Raw genomic sequence first — 21285 nt, 5'->3', positions numbered from 1 at the left:
GAAGACCGGTGAACGGCTGGCTGCCGTCCACGACGGACATCGTCCTGTCGGTGATCCTCAGTCAGATCGTCATCTACGGCCAGTCGGTCTACCTGCACCGCTGTCTGGCGCACCACTCGGTCACGCTCCACCCGGCGGTCAGGTTCCTGTTCCGCCTGAGCATCTGGCTGCTTCTCGGCAGCAACCCCAGGGAGTGGGTCGCCGCTCACCGGCTTCACCACCGGCATGCCGACACCGAGGGAGATCCGCACAGTCCCCTTTTCGAAGGGCTCTGGGCGGTCACCTTCCGCGGATCGAAGCTGAACCGGGTCGCGTGTGCGGACCGCGCTCTGGTGGACCGTCTGACCAAGGACGTTCCGCGCGACTTCGTCGACCGCATGCCGTTCGGCCGACGGTACGGCGGCATCGCGCTGACCCTGGTCGTCTTCGCGTCATGGGCCGGTCCCGTTCACACGCTCTGGATCTACCTGCTCGCCTTCGCCCAGATACTCGCGGGTGTGGGGATCGTCAACGGCCTCGGCCATCTGCCGGGGCCCGAGATCTCCGGGCACATCGGCCGCAACCTGCGGTCCTTCGCTCTCCTGACCGCCGGCGAGTCACTCCATGCGAACCATCACGCGTCCCCGGCCAGCGCGCGGCTGGCCGCCAGGAGAGGGGAACTCGACCCCGGCTGGTGGCTGATCTCCCTGCTTCGGCGCTGCGGGCTCGCCGAAGTGCGCCGCCTGCGGTGACTCCCGTGCCGGCGGGAGAGCCCACGGCAGACCTGGTCGGCGGGGGCCACGACGTCCTGGACGTCATCCTCCGCAGACGGCGGGGCCGGAGCAGACCTCCGTCACGCAGGGACCCTTACCGAGTCGCCCTGGTGGTGGAGGGAGGAGGGATGCGTGGCGCGTACACCGCCGGCATGGTGGACGCGCTGGACCAGCTGGGGCTGCGGGACAGTTTCGACGTCGTCTACGGGACTTCTGCCGGGGCCTTCTCCGCCCTGGTCTTCGCGGCCAGGGGCGCGCGGGGAGCCTCGTCGATCTATCCGGAGTTCCTTTCCGGCGCGCAGTTCATCAGCTACCGGCGGGTGCGTACCGGCTCCGGCCCCTTGATGAGCCTGCGCTACCTGACGGATGAGGTGCTGACCCGTAGACGTCCGCTGGACTTCGGCGAGGTCTGTGACGGCGACATCTCGGTACGACTCGTCGCCACTTCCCTGGCCTCGGGACGGCCGGCGACGTTCTCCGGGCTGCGTACGCCCGCCGAGTGGAAGACCGCGCTCAGGGCGTCGGCGTGCGTACCGCTCCTGGCGGGCCGTCCCGTGGTGTTCCGCCGAGCCCGCTGGATCGACGGCTCGATCGGTGAGCGCATAGCACTGCCCAGGGCCGTCCGTGAAGGCGCGACCCATGTGCTGGTGCTGCGATCACGTCGCGCAGGCGTCGTCGGCGAGAGGACGGACCAGGCCGCGCGGACGCCCGTGCTGAGCATCCGGCCTCGCACCGACTGCGGTGTAGGACCCCTCACCACATCGGCGGCGATGCTGGCCGAGGCGTCCCTCAGCGGTGCGGACGCCGTGTTCCGGGTGTTCTCACGCGACGTGCGGGAGGCGCGGCCCGACCGCGGTGGCTGAGCCTTGTCGTCGCCGCTCGCCGCCGGCAGCGCCCCGAGGCATCACGGATCCCGTCGGGCGGGCCGGGTCGCTCCCCGTCAACCGAGGTCGTCGACCTCCAGACCGACCGTCTCCGCACCGGAGTTGACGGTGTCGACGCGAACGCGCGCGCTGACCTCGGCGTTCCCGACACGCTTCGCCCGTACGGCCGCCACATAGCCGTCGACCTGGCCGGCGGTGATCTCGACGTCGACGGTCGCGCCGGACCGCTCGCGGCTCTCACCGCGCAGCGTGATGCGTCGTCCGTAGACCGTTTCCAGCAGCTGCCGCAGAGCGTGCGCCGAGTGCACCAGGTCCGTGTTCGCCGGATCGACGGATTCGATGCCCTCCGCGTACTCCCCGAGCGAACGGCTCAGGTCGCGGATCGCCTCGTTCTGTTCCGCCGCCCGTGCGTAGTCGATCCGCACCAGCCCGATCGGCCCGTCCAGCGCGTCCCCGCCGTCCACCAGGATCTCGCCCTCGACGGTCCGGCCCTCGCGCCGGGCGCGCAGTCGCCGCAGCAGTTCCGTGGCCTGACCGTAGAGGAAGCGGATGCCCTCGCTCAGGGCGACCGCGCCGATCGATGCCATCGTCAGTGGTTCAGCCAACGCTCTTCCAAACTCTCGGTGCGGAGAGGCGCTCCAACGATTTGGCATGCTATCGGGCGACCTGAATGTCTGTCAGTAGAATTGGCCGACCCGTCCCGGGGCGTCGGCGGGCGCTTCCCTCACCCTTTCCGCGCTTCGGTCCCCGGGCGGTCACGGATCTCCCGCCGAGCCGCGGCCCCGGCGAGCGGCCCGCCGGTCGCGTGCGCGGTACGAGCGGTCAGCGCAGGGCCGCGGCAGGCCGCGCCGTGCGCAGGGCGCACAGGGTTTCGAGGCGGTTGGTGGTGATCGAGTCGACGCCCAGGGCCAGCAGGCGGCGCATGGTGCGGCGGGTGTCCGGCGTCCACACGGACAGCAGGTAGCCGTCCTTGTGGATCCGGGCCGACAGGTCGCGGCCCACCAGGCCGAAGCGGTAGTTGAGCCAGCGCGGGCGCACCGCGTCCAGCAGCGCCGGGCGCGGCGGGGCGAGGGTCGTCCAGGTGAGGGCGATCTCGGCGTCCGGGTCGGCGGCCCGGACCGCGAGCATCGCGGTGGCGCCCGCGCAGTAGTACACGCGCTCGGCCGCCCCGCAGTCCCGTACGACGTCCACGACCCGGCGGGCCGCCCGGACGTCGGGCGCGCCCGGCAGGTCGAGCATCACCCGGTGTCCCTCGGTCGCCGCGAGCGCCTGAGCTAGGGTCGGCACCCGGCCCGAGGTCAGCCCCCGCACCTGGTCCGCGGAGAGCGACAGCAGCGGTCGGTCGTGCTCCCACAACCGCTTCAGCGTCGCGTCGTGCAGCAGCACCGGCACACCGTCCCGGGTCAGCCGCACGTCGACCTCCACCGCGTCCGCGCCCAGTCGGAGCGCGGAACGCAGGGAGTCGATCGTGTTCTCGCGGAAGTGGTAGGGGGCACCGCGGTGGGCCACGGCGGTCACGTTCGGCATGGAGCCATTGTGGTCGGCTCGGCTCAGCGCGCGAGCCACGCCGAGGTGTACGTGTCGATCTCGACCCTGAGGCGGCCCTTGCCGGCCTCGTCCAGGAACGACGCCTCCACGGCGTTCGCCGCGAGGTCCGCCAGACCGCGCTCGTCGAGGTCGAGGAGGCGGGCGGCGACGGCGTACTCGTTGTTGAGGTCGGTGCCGAACATCGGCGGGTCGTCCGAGTTGATGGTGACCAGCACGCCCGCCCGCGTGAACTCCGCGAGGGGATGCTCGTCGAGGGTGCGCACGGCACGGGTGGCGATGTTGGAGGTCGGGCACACCTCCAGCGCGATCCGGTGCTCGGCGAGGTGCGCCAGCAGCTTCGGGTCCCGCGCGGAACTGGTGCCGTGACCGATGCGCTCGGCGCGCAGATGGGTCAGCGCGTCCCACACCGTCTCCGGGCCGGTCGTCTCACCGGCGTGCGGCACGGAGTGCAGCCCGGCGGCGATGGCCCGGTCGAAGTGCGGCTCGAACTGCGGCCGCGGCACGCCGATCTCGGGTCCGCCGAGGCCGAAGGAGACCAGGCCCTCGGGGCGCAGCTTGTCGTCGGTCGCCAGCCGCGCGGTCTCCTCGGCCGCTTCCAGACCGGCCTCGCCGGGGATGTCGAAGCACCAGCGCAGCACGGTCCCGAACTCCGCCTCGGCCGCCTTGCGGGCGTCCTCTATCGCGTCCATGAACGCCTTCTCGTCGATCCCGCGCCGGGTGGAGGAGAAGGGGGTGATCGTCAGTTCGGCGTACCGCACCTGCTGGCGGGCCATGTCCCGGGCCACCTCGTAGGTCAGCAGCCGGACGTCCTCCGGGGTGCGGATCAGGTCGACGACCGACAGGTACACCTCGATGAAGTGGGCGAAGTCGGTGAAGGTGAAGTAGTCGACCAGGGCCTCGGGGTCCGTGGGCACCTTGGAGTCGGGGTGGCGGGCGGCGAGCTCGGCGACGATCCGGGGGGAGGCGGAGCCGACGTGGTGCACGTGCAGTTCGGCCTTGGGCAGTCCGGCGATGAAGGCGTGCAGGTCTCGGGCGCCGGAGACGGCGGACCCGGTGGGTCCGGCGGGCACGGGCGCGGTGGTGCGGTCGGTCAAGGTTCCTCCCCGGAACGGCGTCCGGGCCGCGCGCGGCGGCGGGACGCGGGTGATCGGCTGATCGGCGGTACGGAAGCATCGTAGGCCGCGGCTCGCGACGGAACGGAAGGGGTTTCCGGGAGCGGGAGGGTGGCTGCCGGGTGGTGGCTGTCGGGCCTTGGGGCGGGAGGGTGGTTCCCGGGTGGTGGCTGTCGGGTCGTGGGGCGGGAGGTGACTCCCGGGCGGTCCTGCGGGCCTTGGGGCAGGAGGGCGGCTCCCAGGTGGTGGCTGTCGGGTCGTGGGGCGAGAGGGTGGTCGCCGGGTTGTGGGGCGGGAGGGTGGTCGCCAGGCGGTCACCGCCGGGTCGTGGAGCGGGAGGGCGGCCCCTGGGCGGTCGCCGCCGGGTCGTAGCATGACGGCACGTTCGACAGAGGGGGGTTCCGCGCATGACCGACGACACGCAGCCGCCGGCCGCGCCGGAGAACAACGCCGGGCACGGTACCGCGGGGGCGAGCGGTGCGACGCCTGGTGTCGCCGTGCCGGGTGGTGCCCCTGCCCCTGGTGGTGCGTGGACGCCGCCGCAGTGGCCCCAGGACGCGGCTTCCGAGGCGGCGCACGTCTCGCTGGACGCGGGCGCGATTCCCGAGGTCGGCCAGGACGAGGCGCCGATCCCGCTGGACAAGGGGGCCGCGGCGGAGCCGAGCGGTCCCGTGTCCGACCCCTGGGCGCCTCCGGCACACCGCACCCCGGCGGGACCCGGCGAGACCGTCGTGTCCTCGGACGGCCTCGGCGCTCCGGGCCCTTCCTCCGTGCACGACCAGCAGACCGTTACGTCCTTCCCGGCTCCGGACGCGTCCTCGCCGTGGGCGGCGCCGGTCGGGCAGCCCGCGTCCTTCCCGCTGCCGAACCCGGTGGCCGGTAATCCTTTCGCCGCGCCGGTGGCGGGTCCCCAGGACATCCCGCCCCCGCCGATCGCCCCCGACGGCCCCGGCCATGTCCCGTACGGCTATCCGGCGGCCGGCTACGGCTATCCCGCGCCCCCGCAGCAGGTCTACGGCGGCCACCACACGCACGGCGCCCCCGGCTACTACGGCTGGCCCGGCGGCGCGGCCGAACCCAGCAACGGGATGGGCACCGCCAGCCTGGTCGTCGGCATCGTCGGGGTCGTCATCTTCTGCCTCTGGCCCGTGGCGATCGTCCTGGGCCTCCTGGCCGTGATCTTCGGCGCCGTCGGCCGCGCCAAGGCGAGCCGCGGCGAGGCCACCAACCCCGGTATGGCCCTGGCGGGCATCATCTGCGGTGTCGCGGGCATGGTCCTGGCGGTCGTGATGGGCGTCCTGGTCATCGGAGGGACGTTCGGCTGACAGCGCCGAGGGGGGCGGGTCGCCCCTGGCGTCCTCTCGTGTCCGCCTCGTTCAGAAGGCGTCGGGGCGGGAACCCTCGGGACCGCCCGGGGCCGCCGCCCCCGCACGCAATCTCTCCCGCGCCACCATCAGCGCGAACCCCAGCAGATTCAGTCCTCGCCAGCGCTCCGGGTCGTTCGCGGCCTCGTCGTCCGCCGCCAGGCCGATTCCCCAGATCCGGTCCATCGGGCTCGCCTCCACCAGGACTCTGTCACCGGTGGCCAGCAGGAACTCCCGCAGGTCGGCGTGGGCGGCGAACTTGTGGAAACTGCCCTCGGCGACGATCCCGAACCGCTCGCGCTCCCAGACCTCGCCGTCGAAGCCGCGCACCAGCCGCCCCGCCTTCTTCGCCTCGGCGGGATGCCCCGCCGCCAGCACCCGGCGCTCCCCCTCCGCGTCCTCGAAGAGCCGCGCCTTGCCGGCCATCATCCAGTGCTCCGCCGTCGCGTACTCCACTCCGTCCACCGTGAACGGCGACGGCCACCACTGACTCAGACAGCTCGCGCCGACCCGTCCGTCCGCGCGCGGCCGGTGTCCCCAGAAGTGCAGATACTTGAGGTGGACACCCGCACGGACCTCCCTGACCAGCGCGTCCCGGGAATCGATCACTCCCCTGATGCTCTCCATGCAGGGGAGTCTGGCAGGCACCACTGACACTCCGTCCCTCCTTTTCGGCGCCGACTCGTCATCTGGTCGACAGATTCCGTCGCTTAACCAAAAGGCAACAACGGAATCACTTGTTGGACGACCACCCCTCTGTCAGGATCGGCACTCATTCGAGCTGGAGCTACACCACCCGCTCTGAGGGACAGCGGGGGCGACGGCGGAGGAGAGCGACATGCACAACCCGGGCAACGGCACCCCGGAACGATTCCCCGCCCAGGACCGGTTCGCGGACGGCGCCCAGTACGTCGCGGGCCGCCTGGCGAAGGGCACCTCGGGACGCCGGCACACGCTCGTCGACCCGGCCACCGGCGAAGAGGTCCTCACCTACGAACTGGCGGGCCCGGACGACGTGGACGCCGCCGTCGCCGCCGCCCGCGAGGCGTTCCCGGCGTGGGCCGGCGCCACCCCCGGCGAGCGCTCCGACGCCCTGCACCGCTTCGCCGCCGTACTGGCCGAGCGCGCCGAGGACTTCGCCCGCGCCGAGTCACTGCAGTGCGGCAAACCCCTCAAGCTGTCCCGCGAGTTCGACGTGCCGGGCACGGTCGACAACACCGCGTTCTTCGCGGGCGCCGCCCGGCACCTCCAAGGCCGGTCGGCCGGGGAGTACTCCGGCGACCACACCTCGTACGTCCGACGCGAGCCCCTCGGCGTGGTCGGCTCGATCGCGCCGTGGAACTACCCGCTCCAGATGGCCGCGTGGAAGATCCTGCCGGCGATCGCCGCGGGCAACACGATCGTCCTCAAGCCCGCCGAACTGACGCCCCTGACCTCGCTGATGTTCGCGCGGGCCGCCGCCGAGGCCGGGATCCCGGACGGCGTGATCAACATCGTCACCGGTACCGGCAAGGAGGCCGGGGAGCACCTTGTGGGCCACCCGGACGTGGTGATGACGTCCTTCACCGGCTCCACCGCCGTCGGCAGGCGCGTCGCCGAGATCGCCACCGCCACCGTCAAGCGGCTCCACCTGGAGCTGGGCGGCAAGGCGCCCTTCCTGGTCTTCGACGACGCGGATCTGGAGGCCGCCGCCAACGGCGCGGTCGCGGGCGCGCTGATCAACACCGGCCAGGACTGCACGGCCGCGACGCGCGCGTATGTGCAGCGGCCCCTCTACGAGGCGTTCGTGGAGCGGACCGCCGCCCTCATGGAGAGCGTCCGGCTCGGCGACCCGTTCGCCGAGGGCACCGATCTCGGGCCGCTGATCTCGCACGCCCAACGGGACCGCGTCGCCGGTTTCGTCGACCGGGCGCGTGCCTACGCGCGCGTGGTCACCGGTGGCGAGGCGCCCCGGGGTGAGCTCGCGGAGGGCGCCTACTACCGGCCCACGCTCGTCGTGGACGCGCCGCAGGACAGCGAGATCGTCCAGTCCGAGATCTTCGGGCCCGTCCTCGTCGTCCTGCCCTTCGACACCGACGAGGAGGGGATCCGGCTCGCCAACGACACGCCGTACGGTCTCGCGGCGTCCGCCTGGAGCCGTGACGTCTACCGTGCGAACCGCGCCACCCGTGAGATCAAGGCGGGATGTGTGTGGGTGAACGACCACATTCCGATCATCAGCGAGATGCCGCACGGCGGATACAAGCAATCCGGGTTCGGCAAGGACATGTCCATCTACTCGTTCGACGAGTACACCCAGCTCAAGCACGTTATGTTCGATAATACGGCGGCCGTTCGCAAGGACTGGCACCGCACGATCTTCGGGGACCGATAACCACGACGGGCCGCCCGCACCGCGGCCGCCCCTCCCGAAAGGGCACCACGCGCATGGAGCAGTACGAGCCCGACCGCCCGTCCGCGGCCCAGGTGGCCGCCATGCGGCGCGGCCTCCGCAGCGGCAGGGCCTCCCTCACCCGCCGTTCGCTGCTGCGCGCCTCCGCCGGCGGCGCGCTCGCGGCCGGCGGAACGGGAGCGCTGAGCGCCTGCGGTATCCCGCCCGCGGCGCAGAACGCCGGAGTGTCCTCCGAGGACCACTCGGCGAAGGAGAAGACCGTCAGCTTCTCCAACTGGACCGAGTACATGGACGTCGACGAGGGCGGCAAGAACCATCCGACCCTCGACGAGTTCAAGAAGCGCACCGGCGTCACCGTCAAGTACACCGAGGACATCAACGACAACGTCGAGTTCTTCGGCAAGATCAAGCCGCAGTTGGCGGCCGGTCAGCCCACCGGCCGCGACCTGATCTGCGTGACCGACTGGCTCGCCGCGCGCCTCATCCGCTTCGGCTGGGTGCAGAAACTGGACGCCTCCCACCTGCCCACCGCGTACGCCAACCTCTCCCAGCAGTTCCGCAGCCCCGACTGGGACCCGGGACGGGCGTACTCCTACCCCTGGACCGGCATCTCCACCGTCATCGCCTACAACAAGAAGGCGCTGGACGGCGTCGAGGTGCGGTCCGTCTCCGACCTGCTCGACAACCCCAAGCTCAAGGGCCGCGTCGGCTTCCTGTCCGAGATGCGCGACAGCGTCGGCATGACCCTGCTGGACATGGGCAAGGACCCGGGCAGATTCAGCGACGACGACTTCGACGCGGCGATCGCCCGGATGCAGAAGGCCGTCGACCGGGGCCAGATCCGCCGGTTCACCGGCAACGACTACACCTCGGACCTCAGCAAGGGCGACTTCGCGGCCTGCATCGCCTGGGCCGGCGACGTCGTCCAGCTCAAGGCGGACAGTCCGGACGTCGACTTCGTCATACCCGACAGCGGCTACATGACGTCGACGGACAACCTGTTGGTGCCCAACAAGGCCCGCCACAAGACCAACGCCGAGCGGCTCATCGACTTCTACTACGAGCCCGGACCGGCCGCACAGCTCGCCGCGTACATCAACTACGTGTGCCCGGTCGACGGGGTGAAGGCGGAACTCGCCGAGATCGACCCGGACGCGGCGAACAACCCGCTGATCATTCCCGACAAGGAAATGGCCGCGAAGTCTCGCGCCTTCCGCTCCCTGAGCTCGAAGGAAGAGACGGCCTACGAAGAGAAGTTCGCGAAGCTCACAGGGGCGTGACGACGACGATGACGACGACGAAGGACAGCGGCGGCGACGTCCGCCTCTCCGGAATCAGCAAGAACTACGGCTCCTTCACCGCCGTGCATCCGCTGGACCTGACCGTCCCGCAGGGCTCCTTCTTCGCCCTGCTCGGCGCCTCGGGCTGCGGCAAGACCACCACCCTGCGGATGATCGCGGGACTCGAGGAGCCGTCGGGCGGCACCGTCTCGCTCGGCGACCGGGACGTGACCGCGCTGCCGCCGTACAAGCGGCCGGTGAACACGGTGTTTCAGTCGTACGCGCTCTTCCCGCACCTCGACATCTACGAGAACGTCGCCTTCGGCCTGCGCCGGCGCGGCATCAAGTCGGTGAAGAAGCAGGTCGACGAGATGCTCGACCTGGTCCAGCTCGGGGAGCAGGCCCGCAAGAAGCCGCACCAGCTCTCCGGCGGCCAGCAGCAGCGCGTCGCCGTCGCCCGCGCCCTGATCAACCACCCCGAGGTGCTGCTCCTCGACGAGCCGCTCGGCGCCCTCGACCTCAAGCTGCGACGCCAGATGCAGTTGGAGCTCAAGCGCATCCAGACCGAGGTCGGCATCACCTTCATCCACGTCACGCACGACCAGGAGGAGGCCATGACCATGGCCGACTCCGTCGCCGTGATGAACGCGGGCCGGGTCGAGCAACTCGGCGCCCCCGCAGAGCTGTACGAGAATCCGCGCACCACCTTCGTCGCCAACTTCCTCGGCACCTCCAACCTGATCGAGGCCGAGGTCGACAGCAAGTCGGGCGACGAGATCGTCGTCAAGGCGGGCGGCGGCAAGCTCACGCTTCCGGTCGGGCGATGTACGGCCTCCACACAGACCGGCGGCAAGGTGCTGGTCGGCGTGCGTCCCGAGAAGATCTCCCTCGTCCCCGCGGACGACGCCGGGGAGATCCCGGCCGGCCGCAACCGGATCACCGGCAAGATCGCCGACGCCGGCTTCATCGGCGTCTCCACGCAGTACGTCATCGACAGCGCCGTCTGCCCCGAGTTCGCCGTCTATGTGCAGAACGTCGAGCGCGACGGCCGGCTCACGCCAGGTGCGGACGTCGTCCTGCACTGGAGCCCGGCGCACACCTTCGGACTGGACGCGACCCAGGACATCGACGCGGGCACCGAGGAAGAGGCCGCCTGATGTCCACGCTCACCGAGGCGCCACCTCCGCTCGCGCCCGTACCGGTGAAGAAGCCGGCCCGCCGGCGCGGCCGGCTCACCCCGTACTGGCTGCTGCTGCCCGGCATCCTGTGGTTGCTCGTCTTCTTCGCGCTGCCCATGGTCTACCAGGCCTCCACGTCGGTGCAGACGGGCTCCCTGGAGGAGGGCTACGAGGTCACCTGGCACTTCGCGACCTACTGGAACGCCCTGACCGAGTACTGGCCGCAGTTCCTGCGCTCGGTGCTCTACGCCGGTTCCGCGACGGTCCTGTGCCTGCTGCTGGGCTACCCGCTGGCGTACCTCATCGCGTTCCGCGCGGGCCGCTGGCGCAACCTGATCATGATCCTGGTGATCGCGCCGTTCTTCACCAGCTTCCTGATCCGCACCCTCGCCTGGAAGACCATCCTCGCGGACGGCGGCCCGGTCGTCGGCGCCCTGAACACCCTGCACGTCCTGGACGTCACCAGCTGGCTCGGCCTGACCGCCGGGGACCGGGTGCTGGCCACCCCGCTGGCGGTGGTGTGCGGTCTGACGTACAACTTCCTGCCGTTCATGATCCTGCCGCTGTACACCTCGCTGGAGCGCATCGACAGCCGGCTGCACGAGGCGGCGAACGACCTCTACGCCAAGCCGTCCACGACCTTCCGGAAGGTGACGTTCCCGCTGTCGATGCCGGGTGTCGTCTCCGGCACGCTGCTGACCTTCATCCCGGCCGCCGGTGACTATGTGAACGCCGATCTGCTCGGCTCGACCGACACCCGCATGATCGGAAACGTCATCCAGTCGCAGTTCCTGCGCGTCCTGGACTATCCGACGGCCGCCGCCCTCTCCTTCCTCCTGATGTTCGCGATTCTCGTCATGGTGACTCTCTACATCCGCAAGTCGGGGACGGAGGACCTGGTCTAAATGGCCCTCGTCAACTGGCTCAAGCGCCATCTCGTGGTCATCGCCGGGCTGTTCACGCTCGGATTCCTGCTGCTGCCCAACGTCGTCGTGACGGTCTTCTCCTTCAACAAGCCGAAGGGCCGTTTCAACTACGAGTGGCAGGAGTTCTCCACGGCCGCCTGGCGGGACCCGTGCGGGGTCGCCGACCTGTGCGGCTCGCTCTCCCTCAGCCTCCAGATCGCGCTGTGGGCGACCCTCGGCGCCACGCTGCTCGGCGCGATGATCGCCTTCGCCCTCGTCCGGTACCGCTTCCGCGCGCGGGGGGCCATCAACTCGCTGATCTTCCTGCCGATGGCCATGCCCGAGGTGGTCATGGCGGCCTCGCTGCTGACGCTCTTCCTCAACATGGGCGTCCAGCTGGGCTTCTGGACGATCCTGATCGCGCACATCATGTTCTGCCTCAGCTTCGTCGTGACGGCCGTCAAGGCGCGCGTGATGTCGATGGACCCGAAGCTGGAGGAGGCCGCGCGCGATCTGTACGCCGGCCCCTTCCAGACCTTCGTCCGGGTCACGCTGCCGATCGCGGCCCCCGGAATCGCCGCGGGCGCGCTGCTGGCCTTCGCCCTCTCCTTCGACGACTTCATCATCACCAATTTCAACGCGGGCTCGACCGTCACCTTCCCCATGTTCGTCTGGGGCTCGGCCCAGCGCGGAACGCCCGTTCAGATCAATGTCATCGGTACGGCCATGTTCGTCATCGCCGTACTGTTCGTACTGGCCTCCATGGCCCTCGGCAGCCGCCGAAAGCGCCAGAAGGCCTGACGCACTATCAGGAACGCGTTCTCAGAAAAGAATTCTCAGGAACTTACTTGTAGGGAGTTGGAATCATGGCCCCGAGCGCCATGAGCCGTGGCAACGACAACTGGACGAAGTCCCTTTCCGAAGCCCAGCCGGTCGCGTACTGGCTGGACGACCCCGGCAGGCCCCGCCCCGAACCCGCGCTGACCGGCGCCGAGACCTGCGACCTCCTGGTCGTCGGCGGCGGCTACAGCGGCCTGTGGACCGCGCTGAACGCCAAGGAGCGCGACCCCGGACGGGACGTCGTCCTGCTGGAGGGCCGCGAGGTGGGCTGGGCCGCCTCGGGCCGCAACGGCGGCTTCTGCGCCGCCTCCCTCACCCACGGCCTGCCCAACGGACTGACCCGCTGGCCCGGTGAGATCCACAAGCTCCAGGAGCTGGGTGACCGCAACCTCGACGGCATCGAGGAGGCGGTCGCCCGGTACGCCATCGACTGCGACTTCGAGCGCACCGGCGAGCTCGACGTCGCCACCGAGCCTCATCAGGCGCGCGAACTGCGCCAGTGGTACGAGAAGACGGAGCGCGCGGGCCTCGCGGACGGCGTGGAGTTCCTGGACGCCGAGGCGGTACGGGCCCAGGTGGACTCGCCGACGTTCCGGGCCGGGCTGTGGGACCGCCGCGGCGTCGCCATGCTCAACCCCGCCCGGCTCGTCTGGGGCCTCAAGCGCGCCTGCCTCGACCTCGGCGTGCGCGTCTTCGAGCACACCCCCGCGCTCACCCTGAGGCCGTACGGCGCCGGAATGGCCGTACGCACCCCCTACGGCCGGGTACGCGCCCGCAAGGTCGCCCTCGGCACGAACATCTTCCCGAGCCTCGTCAAGCGGGTCCGCCCGTACACCGTGCCGGTCTACGACTACGCCCTGATGACCGAGCCGCTCACCGCCGGGCAGCTCGGCGTGATCGGCTGGAAGAACCGGCAGGGCCTCGGCGACAGCGCCAACCAGTTCCACTACTTCCGGCTGTCCGCCGACAACCGCGTCCTGTGGGGCGGTTACGACGCGGTCTACCCCTATGGCGGCCGGGTGCGCGCCGAGTACGACGACCGCCCGGAGACCTACGCCAGGCTCGCCCGGCACTTCTTCACCTGCTTCCCCCAGCTGGAGGGCGTCCGCTTCACCCACGCGTGGGGCGGCGCGATCGACACCTGCTCGCGCTTCTCGGCGTTCTTCGGCACGGCGCACGACGGCAAGGTCGCCTACGCGGCGGGCTACACGGGCCTCGGCGTGGGCGCGACCCGCTTCGGCGCCGACGTGATGCTGGACCTGCTGGCGGGGGAGCGGACCGAGCGCACGGAGCTGGAGATGGTGCGCAGGAAGCCGCTGCCCTTTCCGCCGGAGCCGTTCGCGTGGGCCGGCATCGCGCTCACCAAGTGGTCGCTGGCCAGGGCGGACGCCCATGGCGGCCGGCGCAATCTGTGGCTGCGCGCCATGGACCGGGCGGGGCTCGGCTTCGACAGCTGAGGTGTGATCCGGTTCACTCGAACGGGGTGCCGGAACCCGCGTAATGCCTGGGCCAGACCTCCCTCTCTCCCGTGACGCGACCAGCGTCGACGCGTAACGAGGGAGGTCTTCTCATGACTGGGGCGAAGACGGCGGTCGAGTGGCTCGCATCCGTGGCACCGGACCCCGAGGCCTGCCGGTGGGAATGGGAGCGCAGCCCCCTGGGGGTCGCGCTGCTGCCCGCGGGCCGGGCCTGGGACGTGCTGATCCTGCCGGGCGAGCTCGGCTATCCCACGCTCGACGTCCTCACCCGCATCCTCGACCAGCCCGGCCCGGTGCTGGTCGACTTCGGCGACGCCCGGATGGGGTTCTTCGTGCCGCCCGGCACGGCGTCGCGATGGATCGGCACGGGCATCCGCACCGCCGGGGCCGGCACCTGGATCGTCGTCCCGTACCCGGGCCGTGCGACCGGCGGGGTGCGCTGGCTGTTCCCCCCGGACGGCTCGGGCACCCTGACGGACCCGGCCCTGCTGGAACTGGCGATGCACGAGGCGGCGGCGGGCCTGGCCATCGAGAGGGAGAGGGAGGCATAGCCGACGGGAACCCTTGACAAGAGCAATTGGTCTGGACCAAATTGTGGGCGCTCCACCCTCCAATTCCCCCCTGCCTGGAGGCACTTGTGGACCGCTTCCGACCCCTCGCCCTGCTCGCCGCCGCGGCGCTGACGCTGTCCGGCGTCACGGCGCTCTCGTCGGCCGCCCGTGCGGCCGACGCGGACCTCGCCAGAAACGGCGGCTTCGAGTCCGGCCTCGACGGCTGGACCTGCTCCGCCGGATCCGGGACGATCGTCGGCTCACCCGTGCGCAGCGGCGCCTCCGCGCTGAAGGCGACCCCGGCCGGCAGCGACAACGCCCGGTGCGCGCAGACGGTGACCGTGCGCCCCGACTCCTCGTACACCCTCAGCGGTCACGTCCGCGGCTCCTACGTCTACCTCGGGGCCTCCGGCACCGGCACCACCGACGTCTCCACCTGGACCCAGTCCGCCCCTGACTGGCAGAAGCTGACCACCACCTTCCGTACGGGCCCGACCACCACCCGCGTCACCCTCTACACGCACGGCTGGTACGGCACCGGCGCCTATCACGCCGACGACATCACCCTCGTCGGACCGGCCGTGGACCCCGGGCAGCCGCCCGCCCCGCCGACGGGTCTGAGGACCGGCAGCGTCACCTCCACCAGCGTCTCGCTGTCGTGGACGGCGGCGTCCGGCGCGACCGGTTACGCCGTGTACCGCGACGGGGCCAAGGTCCAGACGGTCACGGGGACCTCGGCGACGGTGTCGGGACTCACGCCGTCGACGGCGTACGCCTTCCAGGTCGCCGCGCTCAACGACGCGGGCGAGTCCGCGAGGTCGGCGACCGTGACCGCGACGACCGGACAGGGCGGTGGCGGCACGCCGGGCCTGCCGCCGCACGCCCTGGTCGGCTATCTGCACGCCAGTTTCGCCAACGGCTCCGGCTACACCCGCCTCGCCGACGTCCCCGACAGCTGGGACGTCATCGACCTGGCCTTCGGCGAGCCGACCTCGGTCACCTCCGGGGACATCCGCTTCGACCGCTGCCCCGTGGCCGAGTGCCCGAACGTCGAGAGCGACGCCGAGTTCAAGGCGGCGATCCGGGCCAAGCAGGCGGCCGGCAAGAAGGTGCTGATCTCGATCGGCGGCCAGAACGGCCAGGTGCGGCTCACCACCACGGCCGCCCGGGACATGTTCGTCTCGTCCGTGTCGAGGATCATCGACGAGTACGGACTCGACGGCCTGGACATCGACTTCGAGGGCCACTCGCTGTCCCTGGACGCCGACGACACCGACTTCAAGAACCCGAAGACACCGGTGATCGTGAACCTGATCTCGGCGCTGAAGTCCCTGAAGGCCAGGTACGGCGACGACTTCGTGCTGACCATGGCGCCGGAGACCTTCTTCGTCCAGCTCGGCTACCAGTACTACGGCACCGGCAGGTGGGGCGGGCAGGACCCGAGGGCCGGCGCGTACCTCCCGGTGATCCACGCGATGCGCGACGACCTCACCCTGCTGCACGTCCAGGACTACAACTCCGGTCCGATCATGGGCCTGGACAACCAGTACCACTCCATGGGCGGCGCCGACTTCCACATCGCCATGACCGACATGCTGCTCACCGGCTTCCCCGTCGCCGGCGACCAGAACAACGTCTTCGCGCCGCTGCGCCCGGACCAGATCGCGATCGGCATGCCCGCGTCCGTGAACGCGGGCAACGGTCACGTCCCGCCCGCCGAGGTCGTCAAGACCCTCGACTGCCTGACCAAGAGGGTCGGCTGCGGCTCGTACGCCACGCACGGCACCTGGCCGACGCTGCGCGGCCTGATGACGTGGTCGATCAACTGGGACCGCTTCTCGAACTGGGAGTTCCAGCGGACGTTCGACGGCTACTTCGGCTGAGCAGTCCGACGTAACCCACGAGCAGCACGGCGCAGAGGCACCAGCTGGCCACGACGTCGAGTGGCCAGTGGTAGCCGCGGCGGACCAGACCGCAGGAGACGCCGAGCACCACGGCCGCGCAGCCGCCGAGCAGCGCGCGGCGCGCGACCGTGGAGCGCAGCAGGGGGAGGAGGAGCAGGGCCGCGCAGCCGTAGGCGATCGCGGCGGTCGCGGTGTGGCCGGACGGGTAGTAGCCGGTGGCCGGCGGGACCACCGGCGTGCCGGGACGGTCGGTGAGTTCCTTCAGGGGGACCACCAGGGCGGGCACCAGGGCCAGCAGCACGACGGCGGCCGTGCCCGGCAGCCACCAGCGGTCCGCCCCGGCCCGCCGGGCCCGCCGCGCGGTGTACGCCGCGACCAGGACGAGGACGGGGACGGCCACCTGGACGTTTCCGAGATCGGCGAGGAACTCGGAGAGCCGGTCCGGCCGGACGAGCGCGCCGCTGAGCCGCTCGTCCAGCCGGACCAGCGGGCCGTCGGCGACGACCTGCCAGGTGATCAGCGCGAAGAGGACGGCCGGCAGGGCGAGCAGCAGAGGAAGCACGGGCACAAGCTTCGCAGGTGGGTCGGCGGGGCCGACCACAGGTCTGGACCACTGGTGACGCCGGACACGCTCGACGGCCACACGCTGAAGGGCCGGCGCAAGGGGGGGGTGTGCGCCGGCCCTTCAGGGGCGTACCGCTCCCAGGCGGCCGTCCGGACCGGAACGCCGCACGCCCCGGGGGGTTTGGGGCGGGCGACCGTCCGATCGGTGAGGAGATCCGGAGCCGAGGGCTCCGGGGTGTGCGCGAGGGCACGACCAGGTCGAAGCTGGGGAGGCCTCGCCCTGTCACCCGCGGTTTCCCTCGGGTGGGGGTGTATCTCTCAACTGAGAAGAACCTACGACAGGCTCAGCGGGTGCGACAGACGGATTCCCTTCCCGCCATCCACCTCGCACACGTTCTTCACACGGCCTGCCGTGGGGCGCTGGATGAACGCCCCCGTGCTCAGATGCGCGCGAACGCCTGCTCGATGATGTCGAGGCCCTCGTTCAGCAGGTCCTCGCCGATCACCAGCGGCGGCAGGAAGCGCAGCACGTTGCCGTAGGTGCCACAGGTAAGGACCACCAGACCCTCGGCGTGGCAGGCCTTGGCGAGTGCCGCGGTGGCCTCCGCGGCGGGCTCCTTGGTGGCGCGGTCCTTGACGAGCTCGATGGCGATCATGGCGCCGCGGCCCCGGATGTCGCCGATGACGTCGAACTTCTCGGCCATGGCGGCGAGGCGGGCCTTCATGATCGCCTCGATGTTCTTCGCCTTGGCGTTGAGGTCCAGCTCCTTCATCGTCTCGATCGAGCCGAGCGCGCCGGCGCAGGCGACCGGGTTGCCGCCGTACGTGCCGCCCAGGCCGCCGGAGTGCGCGGCGTCCATGATCTCGGCGCGACCGGTCACGGCGGCGAGCGGAAGACCGCCCGCGATGCCCTTGGCGGTCGTGATCAGGTCGGGGACGATGCCCTCGTCCTCGCAGGCGAACCACTGGCCGGTGCGGCAGAAGCCGGACTGGATCTCGTCGGCCACGAAGACGATGCCGTTGTCGTTCGCGAACTTGACGATCTCGGGCAGGAAGCCCTTGGCGGGCTCGATGAAGCCGCCCTCGCCGAGCACCGGCTCGATGATGATCGCGGCGACGTTGTCCGCGCCGACCTGCTTGCTGATCTGGTCGATGGCCTGCTTGGCGGCCTCCGGGCCGGCGTTCTCCGGCCCGGTCGGCCAGCGGTAGCCGTAGGCCACCGGCACGCGGTAGACCTCCGGCGCGAACGGGCCGAAGCCGTGCTTGTACGGCATGTTCTTGGAGGTCAGCGCCATCGTGAGGTTGGTGCGGCCGTGGTAGCCGTGGTCGAAGACGACGACGGCCTGGCGCTTGGTGTACGCACGGGCGATCTTGACGGCGTTCTCGACCGCCTCGGCGCCGGAGTTGAACAGCGCGGACTTCTTGGCGTGGTCGCCCGGCGTCAGCTCGGCCAGCGCCTCCGCGACCTCGACGTAACCCTCGTACGGCGTGACCATGAAACAGGTGTGGGTGAAGTCGGCGAGCTGGGCGCTCGCACGGCGTACGACGGCCTCGGCGGACGCGCCGACCGACGTCACGGCGATGCCGGAACCGAAGTCGATCAGCCGGTTGCCGTCGACGTCCTCGATGATCCCGCCGCCCGCGCGCGCGGTGAAGACCGGCAGTACGGAGCCCACGCCCTGGGCGACCACTGCGGTACGACGGGCCTGCAGCTCCTGCGACTTCGGGCCGGGGATGGCGGTGACGACGCGGCGCTCCTGCGGGATTGCGGTCATGAGGGCTCCCTGATGATCGTGCATACCGGCCGCTCCGGAAGAGCCGGAGGTTCCGGGTGGGGATTTCGGACGCTTGCCTTGTTTCTTCGCAGGCTAGGGCCGGGAATGGGGTGGAGGCATGCTCCATGTGGGCGGTGTCGCCGAGACGGCTTGTCCGTGGTGGACATGACGGGGCGGGAAACCGCCGAAGGAACCCCGGCGCGCGATCACCGAACTCCCCTTGCGAGGGCGTTAGATTGACTCGCTGATGGTGGACGGAGCGGCCGGTCAGGGGGCAAGGGCGATGGACAGCGACGGGAACCTGGACGCGCGGGGAGCGCATGCCGACCGCGTGCCGCCCACGATGCCGCCCCCACCGAGCCGGGCACCGGGCGTGCCCCCCGTGCCCCAGCAGCTTCCCCGGCCGGCGTCCACCGTCGTCGGCTGGCTCGACGCGGCCCGCCCGGCCGCCGGGCCGGGCATCTGGCGCTACGGCTACCGTCCGCCCAGGACGGACACCACCGGCAGGCTCGCTCCGGTGACGCTCGCGGGCATGCTGATCCCCCTGGTGCTGGCCATCGCGGTGTGGTCGCTGCTGCAGCGGGGGATCTTTCCGTACCAGTACCTTCCGCTGCGCCTGTTCACGCCGGGCGACTGGTGGTGGGGCGGCACCCTTGCCGCGCCCAAGGCCTTCGATGACCGGGCGGTGCAGAAACCGGGCGCGGAGGCCCTGGTGGTCTACAGCGGCATCCTCTTCGCCCTGCTGGTCGTCGCGACGGCCAAGCTCGGGAGCTGGCGCGCGATCGTCCGGCACTACGTGGGCGGCAGGTCGCAGTCGGCCCGCGCGCTGCTCGCCCTCCTGCTCGCCCTCGTCGCGCTCGCCCTGGTGTTCCCCGACGCCTTTCCGGGTGTCGGCTGGTCCCCGGTGCCGGTCGTCGCCCCGCTGCTCTCGCTGACCGTGCTGATCTCCGGCAGTTACGAGCTGATGGCCTCGCCGTTCTTCATCGACGCGCTGTACGCGGTGGTCACCGTGCTCGTCCTGTTGCCCTTCGCCCGGCTCGGTGCCTGGCGGGCGTACGCACGGGACCGGATGGCCGCCCGCCGGGCCGGCGCCACCGGGACCACCGACGCCCCCGTGCCGGACCGCCCCCGGTCCCGGTGGCCCGACCTGCGTGACGCCGGTCAGCACGAGGCCGCGGAACTGCTCACCGCCGAGGTCGCCGGCGGGCGAATGAACGACGTCGACTGCGTCCGCGTCGAGCAGGCCTTCGCCCTCGCGCGGCGCGGGGCCGACCTGGACGCCTTCCGCGACACCGTGCTGCGCCAGGGGGGCGCCGCCTGGACGCATCCCTCCGGTGCCCGGGACCTGCCCCGCCGCGTCGCCCGGCACGACCTGCTCGCCGGACAGGTACGCATCGGCCGCTGGGCGGCGACCCGAGGGGTCCCGCGGCCGTACGCCGAGGCCGAGGCCGCACTCGCCCTCGACGCGCTCGGCACCTCGTTGCTCGCCGTCGGCCCCGCGGGGTCCGGCAAGACCTCCGGTCTCGTGGAACGGGTGACGGAAGCACTCGCCTTGCAGGCGCTCACCAACCGGTGCGCCGTCGTCGCCGTCTCCGCCGCCGGGCGCCCGCTCGGCGCGGACGACTCCTACGACGTGATCGTACGGATCGGCGACCCCTCCTCCGTGCACGACCTCGACCCGTACGCCGAGTCCGACGATCCGGACGAAGCAGCCGCCGTGCTCGCCGAGGCGCTGGTCGGCGACCTCGACACGGTCGGCGCCCAGAGCGCCGCCACCGCGCTCGCACAGGTGCTCGGCCCGTACCGCGCGGTGCACGGCCGCTTCCCCGCCCTGCCGGAACTACGGGAGCTGCTCGAAGGCGAGGGTGCGGCGTCGGCTGCGCTCCGGGAGGCACTCGCGGCGAGCGGGAACGATGTCATGATCCGCGAATTCGACGCACGGGTCCGCCAGACCGGCGCGCCCGGCGACGCGGGCCGGGTCCTGGCCGACCGGCTCGGGCTGCTGAACCGGCCCGTGTTCGCCGACTTCTTCGGCGGGGGCGGCCCGAGCCGCCCGTTCTCGCTGCGCGCGGTCGCCCACCACCCCCTGCGGGTCCGGATCGACCTGCCCGAGCGCGGGCACGAGGAGGCCGGCCGGCTGATCACCCGGCTGGTCCTCGCCCAGTTCACCTCCGTCGTCCGGGAGGGCCACCGCGCCCACTTCGCCTGTCTGATCCTCGACGACGCGACCGGCGCGATCACCGCCCGGTCGGTGCGCCGCGTCCAGGGGCTGCGCGGGCAGAACGCGGGAGTGCTGCTCGCCCTGCGTACCGTCGCCGACGTCCCCGAGGCGCTGCACGGCCCCCTCTACGGTGCCGTGGGCTGCCACATGGCCTTCTGCGGCGTCACCACCTGGGACGGCAGCCGGTTCGCCCAGGCATGGGGCGCCGAGTGGGTCGAGACCACGGAGGTCGCCAAGCACACGGTCTTCGCCGACCAGCCGATGACCCGGGCTTTGCACGCGTTGCGCAAGCTGGTGACGGGCAGGGCGGTGACCACGGACTCGGTCACCGTCCGGCAGGTCGAGCGGGAGCGCTGGTCGGCGTCCGAGCTGGCGCACGCGGTGCCGCCCGGGCACGCCGTGCTGTCGCTGACGAACGTCGAGGGGGAGCACGCGCCGCCGCTGCTGGTGGATCTGCGCGGCTGAGGAATCCGGGGTGCCGGGTCCGTACGGTAAGGCAGAATCGACACAGGTCGTTCATACGTGGCGGCCAAAAGA

General features: G+C 71.2%; 18 protein-coding genes. 12 read left to right on the top strand and 6 right to left on the bottom strand.

Features of this window, described 5'->3' with window-relative positions:
- The first annotated feature begins 8 nt into the window (after nucleotides 1-8).
- Together ACWCPM_RS27875 and ACWCPM_RS27870 are read left to right on the top strand one after the other, a co-directional pair.
- Nucleotides 9-731, top strand: a complete 723-nt coding sequence (locus ACWCPM_RS27875) for a fatty acid desaturase (protein WP_450979005.1) — start codon at nucleotides 9-11, stop codon at nucleotides 729-731.
- A complete protein-coding gene (locus ACWCPM_RS27870; protein WP_450979004.1) occupies nucleotides 674-1615 on the top strand; it encodes a patatin-like phospholipase family protein in 942 nt (313 codons plus the stop codon). The genes ACWCPM_RS27875 and ACWCPM_RS27870 overlap by 58 nt, the downstream gene beginning before the upstream one ends.
- Nucleotides 1616-1692: 77 nt before the next feature.
- Here ACWCPM_RS27870 and ACWCPM_RS27865 read toward each other — a convergent pair whose 3' ends face one another.
- From ACWCPM_RS27865 to ACWCPM_RS27855, 3 genes are all read right to left on the bottom strand, one after another.
- The gene (locus tag ACWCPM_RS27865) at nucleotides 1693-2223 is read right to left on the bottom strand and encodes a hypothetical protein (protein WP_450979003.1); all 531 of its coding nucleotides are present in this window, start codon (nucleotides 2221-2223) and stop codon (nucleotides 1693-1695) included.
- Between the two features lie 235 nt (nucleotides 2224-2458).
- On the bottom strand, nucleotides 2459-3163 hold the full coding sequence (locus ACWCPM_RS27860) for a glycerophosphodiester phosphodiesterase (protein ID WP_450979002.1): 705 nt from the start codon (nucleotides 3161-3163) through the stop codon (nucleotides 2459-2461).
- 23 nt (nucleotides 3164-3186) lie between these two features.
- Nucleotides 3187-4332, bottom strand: coding sequence for an adenosine deaminase (locus tag ACWCPM_RS27855; RefSeq protein WP_450979031.1), 1146 nt, complete (start codon nucleotides 4330-4332; stop codon nucleotides 3187-3189).
- Nucleotides 4333-4703: 371 nt separating this feature from the next.
- On the opposite strand from ACWCPM_RS27855, the gene ACWCPM_RS27850 reads away from it, so the two are divergent.
- The gene (locus tag ACWCPM_RS27850) at nucleotides 4704-5621 is read left to right on the top strand and encodes a DUF4190 domain-containing protein (RefSeq protein WP_450979001.1); all 918 of its coding nucleotides are present in this window, start codon (nucleotides 4704-4706) and stop codon (nucleotides 5619-5621) included.
- A gap of 51 nt (nucleotides 5622-5672) precedes the next feature.
- Here the strand turns inward: ACWCPM_RS27850 and ACWCPM_RS27845 are convergent, their stop codons facing one another.
- On the bottom strand, nucleotides 5673-6287 hold the full coding sequence (locus ACWCPM_RS27845; RefSeq protein ID WP_450979000.1) for an NADAR family protein: 615 nt from the start codon (nucleotides 6285-6287) through the stop codon (nucleotides 5673-5675).
- Nucleotides 6288-6498: 211 nt separating this feature from the next.
- Between ACWCPM_RS27845 and ACWCPM_RS27840 the strand changes: the two genes are divergently transcribed.
- The 8 genes from ACWCPM_RS27840 to ACWCPM_RS27805 all read left to right on the top strand — a co-directional run bounded on the left by ACWCPM_RS27840 (nucleotide 6499) and on the right by ACWCPM_RS27805 (nucleotide 16167).
- A complete protein-coding gene (locus ACWCPM_RS27840; protein ID WP_450978999.1) occupies nucleotides 6499-8034 on the top strand; it encodes a gamma-aminobutyraldehyde dehydrogenase in 1536 nt (511 codons plus the stop codon).
- Nucleotides 8035-8087: 53 nt separating this feature from the next.
- On the top strand, nucleotides 8088-9332 hold the full coding sequence (locus tag ACWCPM_RS27835) for a polyamine ABC transporter substrate-binding protein (protein ID WP_450978998.1): 1245 nt from the start codon (nucleotides 8088-8090) through the stop codon (nucleotides 9330-9332).
- 8 nt (nucleotides 9333-9340) lie between these two features.
- Nucleotides 9341-10489, top strand: coding sequence for an ABC transporter ATP-binding protein (locus ACWCPM_RS27830; RefSeq protein WP_450978997.1), 1149 nt, complete (start codon nucleotides 9341-9343; stop codon nucleotides 10487-10489).
- Complete coding sequence (locus tag ACWCPM_RS27825; RefSeq protein WP_450978996.1) at nucleotides 10489-11415, top strand: ABC transporter permease; 927 nt, start codon at nucleotides 10489-10491, stop codon at nucleotides 11413-11415. The genes ACWCPM_RS27830 and ACWCPM_RS27825 overlap by 1 nt, the downstream gene beginning before the upstream one ends.
- Complete coding sequence (locus ACWCPM_RS27820) at nucleotides 11416-12216, top strand: ABC transporter permease (protein ID WP_450978995.1); 801 nt, start codon at nucleotides 11416-11418, stop codon at nucleotides 12214-12216.
- A 65-nt stretch (nucleotides 12217-12281) separates the two neighbouring features.
- Nucleotides 12282-13712 carry an NAD(P)/FAD-dependent oxidoreductase gene (locus ACWCPM_RS27815; RefSeq protein ID WP_450978994.1) on the top strand — a complete coding sequence of 477 codons (1431 nt, stop codon included), beginning with the start codon at nucleotides 12282-12284 and terminating at the stop codon, nucleotides 13710-13712.
- Between the two features lie 113 nt (nucleotides 13713-13825).
- The gene (locus ACWCPM_RS27810; protein ID WP_450978993.1) at nucleotides 13826-14284 is read left to right on the top strand and encodes a hypothetical protein; all 459 of its coding nucleotides are present in this window, start codon (nucleotides 13826-13828) and stop codon (nucleotides 14282-14284) included.
- 86 nt (nucleotides 14285-14370) lie between these two features.
- Nucleotides 14371-16167 carry a chitinase gene (locus ACWCPM_RS27805; protein WP_450978992.1) on the top strand — a complete coding sequence of 599 codons (1797 nt, stop codon included), beginning with the start codon at nucleotides 14371-14373 and terminating at the stop codon, nucleotides 16165-16167.
- Here the strand turns inward: ACWCPM_RS27805 and ACWCPM_RS27800 are convergent.
- The gene (locus ACWCPM_RS27800; protein ID WP_450979030.1) at nucleotides 16106-16789 is read right to left on the bottom strand and encodes a phosphatase PAP2 family protein; all 684 of its coding nucleotides are present in this window, start codon (nucleotides 16787-16789) and stop codon (nucleotides 16106-16108) included. The genes ACWCPM_RS27805 and ACWCPM_RS27800 overlap by 62 nt on opposite strands.
- 403 nt (nucleotides 16790-17192) lie before the next feature.
- Nucleotides 17193-18527, bottom strand: a complete 1335-nt coding sequence (gene gabT, locus ACWCPM_RS27795) for a 4-aminobutyrate--2-oxoglutarate transaminase (RefSeq protein WP_450978991.1) — start codon at nucleotides 18525-18527, stop codon at nucleotides 17193-17195.
- Nucleotides 18528-18810: 283 nt separating this feature from the next.
- Here gabT and ACWCPM_RS27790 point away from each other — a divergent pair, with 283 nt between their 5' ends.
- On the top strand, nucleotides 18811-21213 hold the full coding sequence (locus ACWCPM_RS27790; protein ID WP_450978990.1) for an ATP/GTP-binding protein: 2403 nt from the start codon (nucleotides 18811-18813) through the stop codon (nucleotides 21211-21213).
- Nucleotides 21214-21285 lie beyond the last annotated feature (72 nt).

It is taken from the genome of Streptomyces sp. NPDC002309 (genome assembly GCF_053593375.1).
Note: the sequence above shows the minus strand (reverse complement) of the source record. Positions and strands in the feature narration are given on the sequence as shown.

Bases quoted from the DNA above. Each gene is read 5' to 3' on its own strand.
- ACWCPM_RS27850 (WP_450979001.1), top strand. From the start codon at position 4,704: ATGACCGACGACACGCAGCCGCCGGCCGCGCCGGAGAACAACGCCGGG.
- ACWCPM_RS27840 (WP_450978999.1), top strand. From the start codon at position 6,499: ATGCACAACCCGGGCAACGGCACCCCGGAACGATTCCCCGCCCAGGAC.
- ACWCPM_RS27810 (WP_450978993.1), top strand. From the start codon at position 13,826: ATGACTGGGGCGAAGACGGCGGTCGAGTGGCTCGCATCCGTGGCACCG.
- gabT (WP_450978991.1), bottom strand. From the start codon at position 18,527: ATGACCGCAATCCCGCAGGAGCGCCGCGTCGTCACCGCCATCCCCGGC.
- ACWCPM_RS27845 (WP_450979000.1), bottom strand. From the start codon at position 6,287: ATGGAGAGCATCAGGGGAGTGATCGATTCCCGGGACGCGCTGGTCAGG.
- ACWCPM_RS27815 (WP_450978994.1), top strand. From the start codon at position 12,282: ATGGCCCCGAGCGCCATGAGCCGTGGCAACGACAACTGGACGAAGTCC.
- ACWCPM_RS27825 (WP_450978996.1), top strand. From the start codon at position 10,489: ATGTCCACGCTCACCGAGGCGCCACCTCCGCTCGCGCCCGTACCGGTG.
- ACWCPM_RS27820 (WP_450978995.1), top strand. From the start codon at position 11,416: ATGGCCCTCGTCAACTGGCTCAAGCGCCATCTCGTGGTCATCGCCGGG.
- ACWCPM_RS27835 (WP_450978998.1), top strand. From the start codon at position 8,088: ATGGAGCAGTACGAGCCCGACCGCCCGTCCGCGGCCCAGGTGGCCGCC.
- ACWCPM_RS27860 (WP_450979002.1), bottom strand. From the start codon at position 3,163: ATGCCGAACGTGACCGCCGTGGCCCACCGCGGTGCCCCCTACCACTTC.
- ACWCPM_RS27830 (WP_450978997.1), top strand. From the start codon at position 9,341: ATGACGACGACGAAGGACAGCGGCGGCGACGTCCGCCTCTCCGGAATC.
- ACWCPM_RS27865 (WP_450979003.1), bottom strand. From the start codon at position 2,223: ATGGCATCGATCGGCGCGGTCGCCCTGAGCGAGGGCATCCGCTTCCTC.
- ACWCPM_RS27790 (WP_450978990.1), top strand. From the start codon at position 18,811: ATGGACAGCGACGGGAACCTGGACGCGCGGGGAGCGCATGCCGACCGC.